Genomic DNA, 14,848 nt, shown 5'->3' on the forward strand with positions numbered 1-14,848 from the left:
ATACCACCCATGCCCTCCATCACCTCCTGGACCCGTCTGGAGCCACGGGCCCGGCTCGACGCCCTCGACGGGGGCCTCCAGGCCCAGGTGCACGACCCGCTGTGGCTGCTGTCCCGGCAGTGGCAGCTCGGCGAGTTCACCGGCGAGGACGCCGGCAGCCCCGTCTCGGTGCGGCTGCGGGCGAAGGTCGCGCCGCTGACCACCTGCCGGCCGCCGGGCGGCGAGCCGGAACCGTACCGGCCGGGCCGTCCGCTGGAGGCGGCGGTCGAGGCGGAGGACGGCGGCGGGCTGTCGGGGCTGCGGGCGGCCGTGGACAGCGGCCGGCACTGGCTGCGGCTGCTCGCCGCCGAACCCGGCCTCGCCCCGTACGCCAGGGCCTTCCTCACCCACTGCCCGCTCACCGCGCGGGGCGGCGACCTCGACCCGGACACCGGCCGCTGGCTGGCCCTGCACCGCCGCCGGGCGCCCGACGGCGGGCTTCTGGCCCCCGTGCTCACCGCCCTGGCCCGTGGCACGCTCCCGGACTGGCTGGAGGCCCCGGCGGACCACGTGCCCGTACTGGCCCGGCTCGCCTCGTCCTGGCTCGCCCATGTCGCGACGTGCTGGCCCGAGGGCGAGGCGGCGGAGTACTGGCGTCCGGAACGGATGGAGTACCGCTTCACCCTCACCGCCCCGGGAGCCGAACTCACCGCGCCCGAGTACGACGGCGCCCGCCTCGACTGGTACTCCTTCGACCTGGACCCGGCTCCCGGCGAGGGCAGCGAGGTCGTCGCCGGCTCGCTGCCCGCCCCGGCGACGTTCGCCGGTGCCCCGGCGCCCCGCTGGTGGGAGTTCGAGGACGCGCGGGTCGACCTCGGGTCGCTGACGGCCGAACGCCGCGACCTGGCCCGCCTGCTGCTCGTCGAGTACGCGGTGGTCTACGGCAACGACTGGTACGTGATGCCGCTGCGGACCCCGGTCGGTTCCGTCGTCCGCGTCGACTCCCTGGTGGTGACGGACAGCTTCGGGCGCCGCACGCTGGTGCGGGCGGCCGGAGCCCTCCAGGGCGACGGCCAGGACTGGAGCCTGTTCCGCCACAGCGGCTCGGACGGCGGGCGGGCCGACCGGATGCTGATCTCGCCGACGCTGCCCGTCTCGCTCCAGGGCGAACCGCTGGAGGTGGTACGCCTCTTCCGGGACGAGGGCGCGAACCTGGCGTGGGCGCTGGAGGAGTCGGTCGAGGGCGCCGCCGGCCGCCCGGTCCACCGGGTGCAGGAGCCCGCGCCCGTCCCCGCGCCCGTGCCCGGCCGCTACCGGCTCGCCTCCTCGGTCCCCGCCCACTGGTTCCCCCTCGTCCCCCAGGCGCCTCGGGGCGGCGGCCATCACCTTCGCCGGGGAACCATGCCCTCCCCCACCGGTGGCCCCGATCCCCTGCCGCGGGGCACGCTGCTCACCCCGGGCGCCGACCTGCTGCTGCACGAGGAGGAGGTCCCCCGCGAGGGGGCGGAGATCACCCGCGCCTGGCAGTACGCCCGTTGGTCCGACGGCTCGACCCACACCTGGATCGGCCGCCGCAAGCGCCCGGGCTTCGGCGAGGGCAGCAGCGGGCTGGTGTTCGACACGGTGGACTGACGCGGCGGCGTCTCCCCTCCGCCGCACGAAGGGCGACGCCTACGAGACAGCTCTCAGACAGGAACCTGCTGGTGTCGTACTCGCCGAAGAAGCTGGGCCTCTTCTGGACGCGAAGGCCGGCGACACGAGGAAGAAGCGCCTGACCAGGGTCGATGCCCGGCAGGCCCGCAGCCTCGTCAGCCCGCGAAGGCGGGGAGTACGAGCCGGTAGGTCCCGTAGTCGACGAGCCCGGCGATCGCGGCGACGACCACGAACACGGTCAGTACGCCCGCCCGTTCGCCCCATCCGGTGCGGACGACCGCGGTCTGCGGCTTCCTCGGGTGGTAGGCGACCTGCACGGGCTTGCCGTTGTTGCTGCCGCTGATGTAACGGGTCACGCCGTCGATGGCCGTGTAGGCGTTGGTGGTCGTGCCGTTCCGGTAGACCTGCCGCGCCTCGACGGTGATGCCGTGGCGGCGCAGGTACCACTCCTGCCACGTGGACGTCAGCCCCGCCCACGTGGCGAAGGTGGCTGCCACCGCGAGCTCCCCGAGCAGCAGGGTCGCGATCGCCCTGCCCCAGTTCCCGCCGGCCACCCCGACAAGGACGGCGAGGACCGCGACCGCTACGACGGCCGTGTACGTGGCCCACTTGGGGGGTGCGGCAAGTCCGGCCCGTGTGTCTTCGTCGGCCTCCTCCTCGTCGTCGCCGGAGACCAGGCTCCGGGTCACGACGAGGGTGGCGCCGTCGATCGTCTCCTCGGCGCGCTCCGGCAGCGCGGCGTTCACCACGTCGGCGAAGACGGAGGCGGCGGCCGCGCTCACGTCCTCGACCCGGTACACGGTCGGCACGGTGCCCGCCGGGGCCGTCAGCTCGACGGCGACGTCACGCCTCTCGGCACGGACGCGGGCGATCGCCGCGTACGGGATGCGCAGCTCGTCGGTCGGGCGGCGCAGCAGCAGCTCCTCGCCGTCGGAGCGGAGTTCGGTGCCCTTGTCGCCCTGGAGGACGGGTATGGGCGAAGAGATCGACATGCGCGTGATCGTAAGGCGCGGGGTCCGCGCCGGTGAAGGGGATGTGGGGGTTTCTACCAGGACCCGTGGTGTCGTACGGTCCGCCTGTGAACTTGGTGACCGCAGTGCTGGTTTGTTTCCTCGTCGTGTCCGTGCCGGTCTTCCTCTTCGGTCTGCTGCTGATGGCGGGTGAGCGGGAAGAACTGAAAAAGATGACGGACCTGAACGAATCCGGTGTCGAGGTACAGGCGCGCCTGGTGAGCCTGCGGCCGATCAACACGAGGGGCACGGGGTCCGCCGTGTACGAGTTCAGCACCGGGGACGGTCGGACCGTCCAGCACGGAGCGGGCGTCTCGATGGGCCCGGCGCATGTGATCGGCGACCTGTACCCGTTGGTCTACGACCCGCACAACGTGAAGCGCGTGCACATGGGGACGAAGGCGACGGTCCGCAAGGAGCGCAAGTGGCGCAGGGGCAGCGTGCGCGGCGCGCAGCGGACCGCTGTCCTGTCCCTCGCGGTGGGCGTGCTGGCGACGGTGGGGCTGATGGTCAGCCCCTGATCGGGGATCACACCGGCGTGGACTCGGGGCGCCCACGCCGGTGTGACCGTTCATGCCCGAGACCTGCTCGGGTCCGTCATGCGCCGCGGCGGGACCTCAGAAGTCGTCCGCGCCGCCCCGGAGTTCGGGGGTCCAGTAGCCGGTGAGGGCCTTGGCCGGGTCGACGGCGATGCCCTCGCTGCCGGGGGCGGTGACGGCGATGACCGTCGAGTCGCCCTCGAGGGTGACGGAGAACGCCGACACGGGCTCGTTCTCCTCGTCGACCCCGCCGTCCGACAGCTTCACCAGGGCGTAGGCCGGAGCCCCCGCCTCGAGCACGACCGGGGTGGCCGGCTTGCTCTTGGCGACGGCCGGCACGTCCTGCTTGTGGCTCTCCAGGAACTGGACGTGCGGAAAGCCCGCCAGCCGGCAGGAGTGGCCGGAGGTGTTCTTCGCCGTGAGGACGATGTGGGTGTAGGGCGGACCGTCCTGCGTGGCCGCCGTGACGGTGACGTCCCGCGCGCCGCAGAGCGGGGTGGACGTGGTCACCTGCTCGCCGGTCGAGCCGGTGGTCCCCGCGGAGCCGCCGGCGCCGGTGGATCCCTTCGCGCCCGCCGAGCCGGTCGAACCCGCCGAGCCGGTCGAACCCGCCGGGGCGGACGCGCCGGCGCCCTGGGCGTCCGGCGACTTCGCGGTCGCCGAGGAGGCAGCCGTAGAGGCCTCCGAGGACGCCGACTTGGAGTCCCCGTCGCTCTGGCAGGCGGTGAGGGACAGGACGAGGGCCGTGCCCGCGGCGGCGAGCAGGGCGGAGCGGTGGCGAAGCGTGTTCATGATTTCCCCGTTGTGAAGATCGATGACGTGCGTGCGGTGGCGGTTCGGCGTCGGGTGGTCGTGCCGTTCACGGCCCCGCGCGGGGTCCGTCCCCAGGCGGATCGTCGAGGCTTCGCTGCCTGGACTTTCCGTGCCCGGAGGCGTCCCCCGCCTGCACCCAGTCGATCACTTCCGGTCTCCGCGTCCCAGGCGGTTCTCCCGGCAGAAGTATCGTCCGCCATACTTCTGCCGGGGGCTTGCATCCGGACGAGCCGGACATCGGGAGACATCGACGGTGCGGGACGGCACGCCTGTGACGGGGGACTTCGGGCAGCGGCTGCGCCACCTGCGGGTGCGTGCCGGGCTGAGCCAGGAGGCTCTCTCGCACGCGGCCGGGGTGAGCGTCAGGGCCCTGGCCGACATGGAACGCGGGCGCACCCGGGGGCCGCAGCGCCGTACGGTCCAGGTTCTGGCTGAGGCACTGGGGCTGGACGACGACGAGGCGGCGAACCTGGAGAGGTCCGCGGCCCTGGGCCGTCCACGGCCCCGGACGGCCACGGCCCCGGCCGCCCCCGGCACCTTGGCCCTGCCGCGCGACATCCAGGACTTCACCGCCCGCGTCCCGGCTCTCGCCCAGCTCCTCGACCTGGCCCAGGACGCCGATCCGGGCAGGCCGGCGGTCGCCGTGGTCGCCGGGCAGCCCGGTCTGGGCAAGACCGCGTTCGCGGTGCACGCCGCGCACCGCCTCGCCCCGCACTTCCCCGACGGACAGTTCGCCCTGGACCTGCACGGCATGGATCCCGAGCCGACGACCCCCCGGGACGCCCTCGCCCGGCTCCTGGGCGCGATCGGGGTCCCCGACGCCGCCATCCCGGCCGGCACCGACGACCGTGCGGGCCTGTGGCGGTCCATGGCCGGCGACCGGCGTCTGCTCCTGCTGCTGGACAACGCCGTCGACGAGTCCCAGGTCGGCCCCCTGCTGCCCGGCACCGGCCCGTCGCTGACCATCGTCACCAGCCGCCACTCCCTGGCGGGTCTGGAGTCCGTGCACCGCAGCGATCTGTCCCTGCTGCGGCGGGAGGAGGCGGTCGAACTCCTCACCCGTATCGTCGGACCGGAACGGGTGCAGGCGGAGGCACAGGCCGCACGCGACCTCGCCGACCTGTGCGGGCACCTGCCGCTGGCCGTCCGGATCGCCGGGCAGCGGCTCCTCAGCCGCCCGCACGAACGCCTGGGCAAGCTCGTCGCCCGCCTCGCGGCCGAGAGCAGGCGGCTGGACGGCCTCCAGGCCGGAAGCCTGCGCGTGCGCGCCGCCTTCGCGCTCTCGTACCGGCAACTCCGTCCGGAGTCACGGACGTTCCTGCGCCGCGCCTCGCTGGCCGCGGGAGTGGACTTCAGTCCCGAGACCGGCGCGCTCCTGGCCGACCTGCCCCACGACGAGGCGGTCGCCTGCGCGGAGGAGCTGACCGACGCCGGGCTGCTCCAGAGTGATTCCGCCACCGAGCGCTACCGCTTCCACGACCTGCTCAAGCTCTACGCGGCCGAGCAGGTCGCGGCCGAGGACGGTCCCGCGGTCCGCGACGCCGCCCTCGACCGGACCGCGCGATGGATGCTGCGCCGGGCCACCGCCGCCGCGCTGCACTTCGACGTCGAGCACGACCGGACCGCTCCCCACGACGGACCGGAAGAGCACGACGCCCCCGCCCCCCACGGCGACCCGGACCCGGACGGGGCTCCCGTCGGCCGGGACGACGCGCGGGCCTGGCTGGAGGCCGAGCGGTCCCAGTGGCTCGCCGCGCTGCGCCTGGCCCACGGCACCGGCCTCCATCGGCAGGTGCTGGACGCGGCGGAGGCGATGCACTGGTTCTCCGACCTCAACCAGCACTGGGAGCAGTGGGTGGAGGTGTTCCAGCTCTCCGCCGACTCCGCCCGTTCGCTCGGCAGCAGGCGGGAGGAGGCGGTGCACCTCAACTACCTCGCCTGGGCCTACAACCTGTGCGTCGCCGATCCCCCCGCCGCGCTCACGGCCGCCGACACCGCGCTCGTGGCGGCCCGCGACTGCGGGGACGGACTGCAGGAGGGCTGGGCACTCGGCTACGGCGCGGGCGCGCTCCACCGGCTGGGCCGGGTGCCGGAGGCGCACGCGCGGCTCGGCGAGGCGGCCCGCCGTCTGGCCTCGCAGGACTCCCCGCAGGCCCGGCTGGCCGAGCTGACGATCCTCAACTCCCTCGGCACGCTGCTCCGCCAGGCCGGCCGGGCGGCGGAAGCGCTGGAGGTCCACCGCCGCAGCGAGGAGATCTGCCGCGCGGGGATCCCGGGCCGGATGGACGACCTGATCGCGTTGTACCTCGCGGTCGCCCAGCAGCAGATCGGCAACGATCTGGCGGCGCTGGAACGCTGGGACGAGGCGGAGCCGCCGCTCCGCCGGGCCCTCGCCGCCTTCGAGGCCGCGCAGATGCCGGCCTGGGCCGGACCGGCCCGGCTCGACCTGGGCCAGACGCTCGGTGCCACGGGGCATCCGCAGGCCCGGGAGATGCTGCTCGCCGCCCGCGACGCCCTCGCCGCGCTGAAGAGCCCGCGGCAGGCCGAGGCCACCGCCGCGCTCGCGGCGCTCGACGAAGCCGCGGCCTGAGGCGGGGCCCGGCCGTTCCCTCAGCCGGCCGACCCGCCACCGGTGCGGCCCGGGGCCTGCCCTCCATGGAACGACCGAACCCGCCGGTCGAACCCCGCCGTCGAAGCCGCCGGTCGCGCCGGCAGGGTGCCCCGCACGGCCGCGTCCGCACGCGCCCGAGGCACCCTGCCGGTCCGTTCGCAGCCTCAGTTCTCCTCGTTCTCGAAGGTGCGCAGCAGATCCGCGGCGACGCTCAGGGCGATCGTCGCCGGTTCCTTGCCGTTGATGTCGGGCAGCCCGATCGGCGTCTTGATCCGCGCGATGGCGGCCTCCTCGTGACCGCCCTCGGTGCTGAGGCGTTTACGGAACCGGACCCACTTGGCAGCCGACCCGATCAGCCCGATCGAGCCGAGGTGGGAGGTGCGCAGTGCGGCGTCGCACAGGGCCGCGTCCTCGGCGTGATCGTGGGTCATGATCAGGACGTGGGTGCCGTGCGGCAGGTCCTCCAGCACCTCCTCGGGCAGCAGCGGCGTGTGGTGCACATGGACCTGGGCCACCGCATCGGCCAGTACGCCGAGCCGCTTGTCGGCGAGGACGTCCGCGCGGCTGTCGATCAGATGGAGGTCGAGGTCCTGGCGTGCCAGGATCCGCGCCAGTTCCAGCCCGACGTGCCCGACCCCGAAGATCGCCACCGCCCGCACCACCGGCAGGGGTTCGAGCAGTACCGACACCGTGCCTCCGCAGCACTGCACCCCGTGCTGGTTGGTGACCTTGTCGTTCAGGGCGAAGTCGAGCAGCTCGGGCTCCGGCCGGGACCCGGCGATCATCTCCCGGGCCCGGTCGACGGCCACGGCCTCGACGTTGCCGCCGCCTATCGAGCCCCACGTCTCGCTCCGCCCCACGACGAGCTTCGCACCGGCGTCGCGCGGGGCGTGGCCGCGCACGGTCGCCACGGTCACCAGCACGCCGGGCTCCCGGCGCGCCCGCAACCGTGCGACCGCGGCGACCCATGTCATGTCAGGCACCGCTCAGCACTGCCGCGCCGGCGCGACCGCCGTCGGCGACGTCGCCGCCCTCGGCCCGGCCTCCGGCGGCGACTGCCGTGCGCACGTGGCCGACTGTCGGAGTCCCGCCCCGGCGGGCCGCCTCGATCGCCCAGTACACCGCCTCCGGCGTCGCGGGCGAGGCCAGGTCGACGCTGACGCCGGACGGACCGAACGCGGCGACGGCCTGCCGCAGCGCTTCCCGCACCGAGAACGCCAGCATCAGCGGCGGCTCGCCCACCGCCTTCGACCCGTACACCGCGCCCTCCTCGGTGGCGTTCTCCAGCAGGGTGACGTTGAACTCCTCGGGCATCTCCGAGAAGCTCGGCAGCTTGTAGGTGCTCGCGGCCTGGGTCAGCAGCCGGCCGCGGCCGGGCCCGTCGCCGGTGTCCCAGCGCAGGTCCTCGAGGGTCAGCCAGCCCGCGCCCTGCACGAAGCCGCCCTCGACCTGACCGATGTCGATCATCGGGGAGAGGCTGTCGCCGACGTCGTGCACGATGTCCACCCGCCGGACGCGGTACGCGCCGGTGAAGCCGTCGACCTCCACCTCGGTCGCGGCGGCGCCGTAGGAGAAGTACTTGAACGGCGAGCCCCGGAACGACTTCGCGTCCCAGTGCAGCCCCTCGGTCCGGTAGTAGCCGGCCGCCGACAACTGGACGCGCTGGAAGTACGCGGTGCGCACCAGGTCGTCCCAGGCCAGCTCCTCGTCGCCGCCGAGGACCCGGGCGACGCCCTCGGTGATGCGCACGTCCGAGGCGTTCGCGCCGAGCTGGGTGGCGGCCACCCGCAGCAGCCGCTCGCGCAACTGCTCGCAGGCGTTCTTGACCGCCCCGCCGTTGAGGTCGGCGCCGGAACTGGCGGCGGTCGCGGAGGTGTTGGGCACCTTGTCGGTGCGCGTCGGGGCGAGGCGCACCTTGTGCAGCGGGATGCCCAGCGTGGTCGCGGCCACCTGGAGCATCTTGGTGTGCAGGCCCTGGCCCATCTCGGTGCCGCCGTGGTTGATCAGGACGGAGCCGTCCTTGTAGATCAGCACCAGCGCGCCGCCCTGGTTGAAGGCGGTGAGGTTGAACGAGATGCCGAACTTGATGCCGGTGATCGCGAGCGCCCGCTTGGTGTGGGGGTGCGCGGCGTTGAAGGCGGCGATCTCCCGCCCCCGGTCGGCGAAACCGGCGTCGTCGAGGACCTGCTGCCAGACGGTGGAGATCCGCTCGGCCTGCGTGACGGGCTGCCCGTACGGCGTGGTCTGGCCCTGGCCCGGCCGGTAGAAGTTGCGCTCCCGCAGCTCCCTGGGGTCGAGGCCGAGCAGCGGCGCGCAGCGGCCGAGGATGTCCTCGATGACCAGCATGCCCTGGGGCCCGCCGAAGCCGCGGAAGGCGGTGTTGGAGACGGTGTTGGTCCTGGCGATCCGGCCGGCGACGCGCGCGTTGGGGATCCAGTAGGTGTTGTCGATGTGGCACAGCGCGCGGGCGAGCACCGGCTCGGAGAGGTCCAGGCTCCAGCCGCCGTCCGCGGTGAGGGTGGCGTCCAGGGCCTGGATACGGCCGTCCGCGTCGAAGCCGATCTTCCACCGCGCGTGGAATCCGTGCCGCTTGCCGGACATGGTCAGGTCCTGGGTGCGGTTGAGCCGGAAGCGGACCGGGCGGCCGGTCAGCTTGGCGCCGAGCGCGGCGACGGCCGCGAAGCCGTGCGGCTGCATCTCCTTGCCGCCGAACCCGCCGCCCATCCGCAGGCACTGCACGGTCACCTCGTGGGCGGGGACGCCGAGCACGTGGGAGACGATCTCCTGGGTCTCCGACGGGTGCTGGGTGCTGCTCTGGACGAAGAGCTGCCCGTTCTCGTCGACCTGGGCCAGCGCCGCGTGGGTCTCCAGGTAGAAGTGCTCCTGTCCGGCGAACTGGAACTCGCCGGTGAACACGTGCGCGGAGTCGGCGAAGCCGGCGTCGACGTCGCCGGTCGTCATCAGGGGCCGGGCGCCGTGGTAGCTCCCGGCCTCCATGGCGTCCTGGAGCGTGATCAGGGAGGGCAGTTCGTCGAGTTCGACCTCGACGGCGGCGGCACCGAGCCGGGCCGCCTCCAGGGTCTCGCCGAGCACCCAGGCGACCGCGTGGCCGTGGAACATGACCTCGTCGGGGAAGAGCGGCTCGTCGTGTTTCATTCCGGCGTCGTTGACGCCGGGCACGTCCTCCTTGGTCAGGACGCGCACGACACCGGGCACGGCGAGCGCGGGCCCGGTGCGCAGCGCGGTGATCCGGCCGCGGGCCTGCATCACCTGGACCGGGTAGGCGTGCAGCACGTCCTTGGTGCGGTGGACGAGGTCGTCGGTGTAGAGCGCGGTGCCGGTGACGTGCAGGACGGCGCTCTCGTGCGGCAGCGGAACGCCGACGACGGGCTTTTCGGGACGCTCGGACAGGTGGCTCATGACGGCACCGCCTCGGTGTTCTGTGCGTACAGCTTCAGCAGGCTCTGGCCGAGCATCGCGGAACGGTAGAGGGAGCTGGCGCGATGGTCGTCCATCGGCGTGCCCTCGCCCCGCAGTACCCGGGCCGCGGCCTCGACGGTCTCCGTCACCCACGGCCTGCCCTCCAGGGCCGCCTCGGTGGCGAGGGCGCGGATCGGGGTGGCGGCCACGCCGCCGAGGCCGATGCGCGCCTTGCGGACGGTGCCGTCCTCGATGTCGAGGGCGAACGCGACCGCCACGCTGGAGATGTCGTCGAAGCGCCGCTTGGCGATCTTGTGGAAGGCCGTGACGGGCGACAGCGGCAGCGGGACGCGGACGGCGCGGATCAGTTCGCCGGGGCGCCGCACGCTCTGCCGGTAGCCGGTGAAGTAGTCGGCCAGCGGGACCACGCGCTCGCCGTCGGCATCGGCGAGGACCAGCGACGCCTCCAGCGCCAGCAGCGCCGGCGGGCTGTCGCCGATGGGCGAGCCGGTGCCGAGGTTGCCGCCGAGGGTCGCGCTGTTGCGGATGAGCCGGGAGGCGAACTGCGGGAACAGTTCGGCCAGCAGGGGGACTCTGCCGGCGAGGCGGCGTTCGATCTCGGTGAGGGACAGGGCCGCGCCGATCTCGACGACGTCGGACCCGAGGCGCAGCTCGCGCAGTTCGGGCAGCCGGTCGACGGCGACCGCGCAACCTGCCCGCCGGGCACGGATGTTGACCTCCACGCCCCAGTCGGTGGAACCGGCGACCACCACCGCGTCGGGCCGCTCGCGCAGCAGCCGCAGGGTCTCGGCCAGGGTGCTCCGGCGCACGAACACGCTGTCGCCCTGGACGTATTCGGTGGCGGCCGGCTCGGGGGCGGCCTGCTCGCGTCGCCGCGCCAGCGGATCGTCCTCGGCGGGTTCCCCGACGGCGAACGCGGCGTCGCGGATCGGGCGGTAACCGGTGCAGCGGCACAGGTTTCCGCTGAGCGCGTGCAGGTCGAAGCCGTTCGGTCCGTGCTCGCCGTCGGTGCCGTCGGCCGGGTCCTGGTGCGCGCGGCGGCCGGGACGGTAGTACTCGGCGGCCATGCTGCAGATGAATCCCGGCGTGCAGTAGCCGCACTGCGAGCCGCCGCGGACCGCCATCTCCTCCTGCACCGGGTGCAGGCCGGCAGGTGTGCCTGCCTCGCCGGGGGCGGCGAGGCCCTCGGAGGTGACGACCTCCTGGCCGTCGAGCGCCGCCACCGGGACCAGGCAGGCGTTGACCGCCACCCAGTCGGTGGGCTTGTCCACTCCGGGACGGGCCACCAGCACCGAACAGGCGCCGCACTCGCCCTCGGCGCAGCCCTCCTTGGCGCCGGTGAGGCCGCGCTCGCGCAGGAAGTCCAGCGCCGTGGTGTGGGCCGCGGCCGGAGCGATCGGCGTCTCTTCCCCGTTGACCGTGATCCGCGCCGCTACCATGCCGGACCCTCGCTCTGGTGTTCGATGGATCGAGTCATCATGTTCGCCAATGTCAGGCAGCTTTCTGTGTCGAGACGCGCCGGCCGGAAGACGCGGGCGCAACACGGCACGCGACAGCGACGTGCCAGAAGGAGGTGTGACGGGAGATCCCCGGACGTGCCGCACAGGGGCACACCGGGACGGCGTGCTCAGCAGCCGTGCGCGATCCGCCCCGGAACCCAGACCGTGCGCTGGGCGAGGCGACCGAGATCGGAGCAGGTGTTCATCCGCTGGTCGCCTCCTTTCGCCGGTCATGGGTGGACGGTCACCGCAAGCTAGTGGCTGGGGTCACCGAAATCAAGAGGCCGGATCCCGCGTTCCCGGGATCCGTGCGGGTGCGGGCGCGGTCCGCCGCGACGGCCGGACGCCGGGACGCTTCCGTCGACTCGGGCGAGTTGCGGGGGACTTCGGGAGAGGACCGTAGACTCGGGGCGTGGCATTCACGAGCACCCCGCACTGCTGCTTCCTGTGACCGGGAGGTCCTGAGGGCGACGCCGGACGGCATCGCCCTCCCAGGCGTGCCTGCCGGTGCTCTCCGCGCGGGCACGGTCCCCTCCCTCCCACCGTCGCCCGGAGTGCCTCGTGCCCGTTCTTCGCCCTGCCCTCGTCTCGGTCCTCGACCTGCTGCGCTGTCCGACGTGCCGCGCTCCCCTCCGTCCCGGCGGTGGGGCGCTGCACTGCCCGGCGGGCCACACCTTCGACGTCGCCCGCCACGGCTATGTGAGCCTGCTGACGGGCTCCCGCGCCACCAGCGGTGACGACGCCGCCATGGTCCGGGCCCGGGACCGGTTCCTGTCCACGGGCGCCTACGGGCCCGTCCGCCGTGCCGTGGCACGCCTGGCGGCCGGCGCCGTGACCGGCCGGGGAACGGTCGTGGACGTGGGGTGCGGCACGGGCTACTACCTGGCCGGAGCGCTCGACCGGCTGCCCGGCGCCCGGGGAGTCGGGCTGGACACCTCGGTGCGCGCGTTGCGCGCGGCGGGCCGGGCCCACGAGCGGGCGGCCGCGGTGGCCTGGGACGTCTTCCGCCCCTTCCCGCTGGCCGACGGGGCGGCCGACGTCGTACTGAACGTGTTCGCGCCCCGGAACGCGCCCGAGTTCCACCGGGTGCTCCGCCCGGCGGGCCGGCTGATCGTGGTGCGTCCCACCGCGCGGCACCTGGCCGAACTGCGCGGCCCGATCCCCTCGATGGTCACGGTCGACCCGGCCAAGGAGGAGCGCCTGCGCCGGGCGCTGGGCCCCTTCTTCGACGCCGCCGCCACCGAAAGGGTCGAGTACCCCCTCCGCCTGACCGGTCGGCAGGCCCTCGACCTCGTGGGGATGACGCCGAGCGCGCGCCATGTGGCGGACCTGGGTGACGGACTCCTCCCGCCCCACCGGGTCACGGTGTCCGTCCTGGCCACTTCCTACCGGCCCCGGACGGGTTAGAGGGCGGGGCCCGCGGCCCCTCGGTCCGGGCGTCGCGGGTCCGGTCACCGGTCCCGCGACCCGTGGCTCCGATCCACTACCGTGCCCGCCGTGGACCTCTTCTCACGCTCCTGGGCGGCACTGCGCGCGGTCGTCGACGCGCTGCCGGACGAGGACTTCGCGCAGCCGTCCGGCTGCGCCGGGTGGCTCGTGCGGGATCTGGTGTGCCACCTCGTGATCGACGCGCAGGACGTCCTGATCACCCTCGTCACGCCGGCCGACGCGGAGCCGACCGTCGACGGGGTGACGTACTGGCAGGTCGGGGACCGGCCGCCGGCCGGAGACGACCCGCTCGACGCGCTCGTCGTCCGGCTGGCCGCCGCCTACGGGGAGCCGGGGCTGCTGAGATTCCACCTCGACGACGTCGGCTCCGCCGCCGGGCGTGCCGCCGGACTCGCCGACGCGGCCGCCCTCGTGGGCACGCGTGGCGAGGTCCTCACCGTGGGCGACTACCTCACCGCGTACGTCATGGAGTGGACGCTGCACCACCTCGACCTGATCGCGCACCTCCCCGGCGCGCCGGAGCCGCCGGCGGACGCCCTGGCCCACTGCCGGGCGACACTCGAGAAGATCGCCGGCGCGGCGTTCCCGGCGTCGTTCGGCGACAGGGACGTGCTGCTGGTCGGTACCGGGCGACGGGCCCCGGGCGACGCGGAGAGGGAGGCCCTGGGCGGGCTCGCCGCGCGGCTGCCGTTCGTACTCGGCTGACGCGGACCGGAGTTGACCCTCGACCTGGTCGAGGGCCCAGGGTCGGGGTGTGGAGAACGACATGCGAAGCATCGGGGAGTTGGCCCGCGACAGCGGCCTGGGCGTGAGCGCCCTGCGGTTCTACGACCGTGCCGGAGTGCTGGTGCCCGCCCGGGTGGACCCGGTCAGCGGCTACCGCTGGTACGCGCCGGAGCAGGTGGAGGAGGCCGGGCTGCTGGCACGGCTGCGGCGGGCCGCCATGCCGCTGGCCGACATCCGGCTCGTCCTGGCCGGCTGGTCCGGGGCGGACACGGAACTCGTGCGCACGCTCCTCGACGCGCACCTGTGCCGTCTCGAACGGGGGCTGTCCGGCGCCCGCGAGGAGTTCTCCGCGCTTCGATCCCTTCTCGATCAACGGGAGAACCCCATGACCTCGCTGCGCACCGGCACCGTCCGGTTTTCCGTCCCCGCGTCCGACCTGGCCGGCGCGTTGGACGCGGTCCGCTTCGCCGCCGCCACCGACCCCCGGCTGCCCATGCTCGGCGGCGTCCTGTTCGACCTGGAGGACGGCGTGCTGCGGCTGGTGGCCACCGACCGGTACCGGCTCGCCGTCGCCCGCGCCGGTGCCGCCGGGCACGACGGGCCTCGCGTGCAGGGCATCGTCCCCGCCCCGCTGGCCGACGCGATGCGGGCCCTGCTGAACGGCACGGAGGCCGTCGGGCTCACCGTGGACGGTGACCGTGTGACGCTGGAGGCCGGGGACCGGCAGACGGCAGGGCGGTGCCTGGCACACGACTTCCCCGACTACCGCCGGCTGGTCCAACTGCCGTCCGGACGCCGGACCCTCGTCGACGTGCCGCGCCTGCGGAAGGCACTGGAGACCGGCCCCGTCCGCGCGGGCGAGGGGCTGGAGCCGGGCGGCGCGTCCCGGGACCTCAGCGTGCTCGGGACGGACGGCGACGGCACGGTGGTCGTCTGCGGGGACGGCGACGACGCCCCGGACCGGGTGGCCGTGGACCGCGCGTTCCTGCTGGACGCCCTCGCGGCGGGGGCACGGGACCGGCTGGTCCTGGAGTTCGGCGCCCCCACGGCGCCGCTCGCGATCCGCCGCACCGACGACGAGGAGACGTTCTCCCTGCTGATGCCCGTACGCCTGGAGAGCTGACCGCC

Annotated in this window: 11 protein-coding genes; 6 read left to right on the forward strand and 5 right to left on the reverse strand. The window is 74.0% G+C overall.

Going from position 1 to position 14,848, the window contains the following annotated elements:
* Nucleotides 1–9 precede the first annotated feature (9 nt).
* Nucleotides 10–1,611, forward strand: a complete 1,602-nt coding sequence (locus ACH499_RS17290; RefSeq protein ID WP_399016611.1) for a hypothetical protein — start codon at nucleotides 10–12, stop codon at nucleotides 1,609–1,611.
* Between the two features lie 176 nt (nucleotides 1,612–1,787).
* On the opposite strand, the gene ACH499_RS17295 is transcribed toward ACH499_RS17290, so the two are convergent.
* Entirely contained in the window at nucleotides 1,788–2,624 is an 837-nt protein-coding gene (locus tag ACH499_RS17295) for a hypothetical protein (RefSeq protein WP_399016613.1), read from the reverse strand.
* Nucleotides 2,625–2,710: 86 nt separating this feature from the next.
* Here ACH499_RS17295 and ACH499_RS17300 point away from each other — a divergent pair, with 86 nt between their 5' ends.
* Complete coding sequence (locus ACH499_RS17300) at nucleotides 2,711–3,163, forward strand: DUF3592 domain-containing protein (RefSeq protein WP_399016615.1); 453 nt, start codon at nucleotides 2,711–2,713, stop codon at nucleotides 3,161–3,163.
* Nucleotides 3,164–3,259: 96 nt separating this feature from the next.
* Here ACH499_RS17300 and ACH499_RS17305 read toward each other — a convergent pair whose 3' ends face one another.
* Nucleotides 3,260–3,973 (reverse strand): DUF4232 domain-containing protein, encoded by a 714-nt coding sequence (locus ACH499_RS17305; protein WP_399016617.1) that lies wholly within the window; start codon nucleotides 3,971–3,973, stop codon nucleotides 3,260–3,262.
* Between the two features lie 274 nt (nucleotides 3,974–4,247).
* Here ACH499_RS17305 and ACH499_RS17310 point away from each other — a divergent pair, with 274 nt between their 5' ends.
* Nucleotides 4,248–6,584, forward strand: coding sequence for a helix-turn-helix domain-containing protein (locus tag ACH499_RS17310; RefSeq protein ID WP_399016619.1), 2,337 nt, complete (start codon nucleotides 4,248–4,250; stop codon nucleotides 6,582–6,584).
* 185 nt (nucleotides 6,585–6,769) lie between these two features.
* Here ACH499_RS17310 and xdhC read toward each other — a convergent pair whose 3' ends face one another.
* From xdhC to ACH499_RS17325, 3 genes are read right to left on the reverse strand one after another with little or no spacing between them, the layout of a single operon-like run.
* Nucleotides 6,770–7,579 (reverse strand): xanthine dehydrogenase accessory protein XdhC, encoded by an 810-nt coding sequence (xdhC, locus tag ACH499_RS17315; protein ID WP_399016621.1) that lies wholly within the window; start codon nucleotides 7,577–7,579, stop codon nucleotides 6,770–6,772.
* A gap of 1 nt (nucleotide 7,580) precedes the next feature.
* Nucleotides 7,581–10,025, reverse strand: coding sequence for a xanthine dehydrogenase molybdopterin binding subunit (xdhB, locus tag ACH499_RS17320; RefSeq protein WP_399016623.1), 2,445 nt, complete (start codon nucleotides 10,023–10,025; stop codon nucleotides 7,581–7,583).
* Nucleotides 10,022–11,485 (reverse strand): xanthine dehydrogenase small subunit, encoded by a 1,464-nt coding sequence (locus tag ACH499_RS17325; RefSeq protein WP_399016625.1) that lies wholly within the window; start codon nucleotides 11,483–11,485, stop codon nucleotides 10,022–10,024. Before ACH499_RS17325 ends, xdhB begins: the two co-directional genes overlap by 4 nt.
* Nucleotides 11,486–12,106: 621 nt before the next feature.
* Here ACH499_RS17325 and ACH499_RS17330 point away from each other — a divergent pair.
* The 3 genes from ACH499_RS17330 to ACH499_RS17340 all read left to right on the forward strand — a co-directional run bounded on the left by ACH499_RS17330 (nucleotide 12,107) and on the right by ACH499_RS17340 (nucleotide 14,843).
* Nucleotides 12,107–12,952 (forward strand): putative RNA methyltransferase, encoded by an 846-nt coding sequence (locus ACH499_RS17330; RefSeq protein WP_399016627.1) that lies wholly within the window; start codon nucleotides 12,107–12,109, stop codon nucleotides 12,950–12,952.
* Between the two features lie 90 nt (nucleotides 12,953–13,042).
* Complete coding sequence (locus tag ACH499_RS17335) at nucleotides 13,043–13,699, forward strand: maleylpyruvate isomerase N-terminal domain-containing protein (RefSeq protein WP_399016629.1); 657 nt, start codon at nucleotides 13,043–13,045, stop codon at nucleotides 13,697–13,699.
* 61 nt (nucleotides 13,700–13,760) lie between these two features.
* Entirely contained in the window at nucleotides 13,761–14,843 is a 1,083-nt protein-coding gene (locus ACH499_RS17340; protein ID WP_356202828.1) for a MerR family transcriptional regulator, read from the forward strand.
* Nucleotides 14,844–14,848 lie beyond the last annotated feature (5 nt).

It is taken from the genome of Streptomyces sp. NPDC018947 (assembly GCF_044390505.1).
Taxonomy (GTDB): domain Bacteria; phylum Actinomycetota; class Actinomycetes; order Streptomycetales; family Streptomycetaceae; genus Streptomyces.